General features: G+C 71.7%; 2 protein-coding genes and 1 pseudogene. 1 reads left to right on the top strand and 2 read right to left on the bottom strand.

The features are described 5' to 3' along the window. Window positions 1–296: 296 nt before the first annotated feature. Window positions 297–1,163, bottom strand: a complete 867-nt coding sequence (locus ACFWF3_RS33635; RefSeq protein ID WP_379318009.1) for an SURF1 family protein — start codon at window positions 1,161–1,163, stop codon at window positions 297–299. Continuing rightward, complete coding sequence (locus ACFWF3_RS33640) at window positions 1,163–1,666, bottom strand: low molecular weight protein-tyrosine-phosphatase (protein WP_378639435.1); 504 nt, start codon at window positions 1,664–1,666, stop codon at window positions 1,163–1,165. The genes ACFWF3_RS33635 and ACFWF3_RS33640 overlap by 1 nt, the downstream gene beginning before the upstream one ends. 71 nt (window positions 1,667–1,737) lie before the next feature. On the opposite strand from ACFWF3_RS33640, the pseudogene ACFWF3_RS33645 reads away from it, so the two are divergent. Beyond that, a pseudogene (locus ACFWF3_RS33645) lies at window positions 1,738–2,062 on the top strand (hypothetical protein); the annotation flags it as partial.

Genomic DNA, 2,062 nt, shown 5'->3' on the forward strand with positions numbered 1-2,062 from the left:
GGCGCCTAACCGGCGGCCCGGCCGCGGACCGGCCACTTCGTGGCCGCCGCTCCCTAGGGGTCGCGGGTGGTGGGTGGGAGTGCGGTCATGGCGGATTTGGGGTGCGCGGTGTGGCTGGGGTGGGGGTGATGGCGGATTTGGGGTGCGCGGTGTGGTTGTGGGGGTGGCGGCCATGGTGGATCTGGGGTGCACGATGTGGCGGGGGTGCGGTGGAGCTGCGGTCTTCGCGGTGTGCGCAGACGAGAGGCAGTTGAGTTCGCGGACGACGTGCTGGATTCGCGGGTTGCGAACAGCTGTCAGCGGTTGCGGCCGTAGCGGTCCGCTAGGCGGGCTTCTGTGGTGGGTTGGGCGGGGGTGGGGGTGTCTGCGGTGGGCGTGGGGTTCGTCGGGGTAGACGGTTGGGCGCGGTCTCGGCGGCGGGCTTTGAGCTCGGCTACGACGAAGTAGCCGAGGCCGAGGGGGGCCATCAGGCCGAAGGCGAGCCATTGGAGGCCGTAGGAGAGGTAGGGGCCCGCGTCCAGTTGGGGCAGGGGGGTCGGGGTGAAGGCGCCTGGCTGGTCGGCGGCCAGCTGGAGGTAGCCGCCCTTGTCGGTGCCGGTCGGAACGGGGGTGAGGGGGGTGCCGAGGACGGCGGATTCCTGGGTGGCGTCGACCGTGTACACCTGGCGGAAGCCGTCCTGGGTGCTGGGCGTTTTGTCGGGGACCACGCCCTCGGAGGCTCGGACTCGGGCTTCGATGCGTTGCGGGCCCGCGGGCGGGTCGGCGATCGCGGGTGGGCGGGTGCCGTCGACGGAGGCGACCAGGCCGCGGTCGACCAGGAGGGTGCGGCCGTCATCGAGGCGGAAGGCGGCGAGGACGGCGTAGCCGGGGGCGCCGTCGAGGTGGCGAAGGCGGACCAGGACGGTCGACTCGGGGACGAAGGCGCCGGTCGCGGTGACCTTGCGCCACTCGGTGTGGGTGCCGGAGTCGCCGTCGAGGACATCGGTGACGGCCACGGGGTCGGCCTGCACAGAGTCGGCGATCAGCTGGTTGCGGTGTTCGGTGCTGTTGTTCTTGCCGAGCTGCCACGGCGCCAGCACGGTGAAGCACAGGTAGGCGAACGCGGCGACGATCACCGCGAGGATCAGCCAGCTGGGACGCAGCAGAAAGGTGAGTTTGCGCATCAGAGCTGCACGTCGGCGGGGTTGCGCGCGTCGAGCTCGGCGTGGACCCAGTCGAGCAGGCCGGGGATGGCGGCCTCGATCTGGTCGCGGACGAGGTCGAAATCGGACTGGTCGCCGTAGTACGGGTCCGGCACATCGCGGCCGTCGGCCGCGGGGTCGAAGCTGCGCAGCAGCCTGCGCTGCTCGGTGGGGACGCCGCGGTGCGCGAGTTCGCGATCGTGGCCGGTGTCCAAGGCGATGATCAGGTCGGCGTCACTGTGCTCGGGACCGAAGGTCGCCGCGGTGTGCTCGGTCGGGTAGCCGGCGCGGCGCAGGGTCGCCTCGGTACGCGGGTCGGCCGCGTCGCCGACATGCCACGAACCGGTGCCCGCGCTGCTCACCCGCACGCGGTTCGCGAGACCCGCTCGGTAGAGGTGCGCCTCGAACATCTTCGCGGCCATCGGTGACCGGCAGATATTGCCTGTGCAAATGAACGAGACATGTAGTGGACCCACGAGAGCCATTCTCGCCCGTGGCGCCGAATCGCCGCCACGTAGGGTGTGCAGTTGTGCTCGAGGACTCCGTTGACCCCGCGATGTTGCGCCACCACGGCGACGTGGAGGCGCGTCCGGGCATGCTCGATTTCGCCGTGAACGTCCAGGGCGTCGCCCCACCCGACTGGCTGCGCGATCGCCTGGCCGCCCGCCTGGCCGACCTCGGCCGCTACCCGAGCGCCGACGACGAGCACGCCGCCCGCGCCGCCGTCGCCGCCCGCCACGGTCGCTCCCCCGACGAGGTGCTGTTGCTGGCAGGCGCCGCCGAGGGCTTCGCGATGCTGCCGCGCCTGGCCCCGCGCCTCGCCGCCGTCATCCACCCGTCTTTCACCGAGCCGGAACTGGCACTGCGCGAGGCGGACATCC

Origin of the sequence: Nocardia sp. NPDC060220 (assembly GCF_042727815.1) — a bacterium.
GTDB lineage: Bacteria > Actinomycetota > Actinomycetes > Mycobacteriales > Mycobacteriaceae > Nocardia.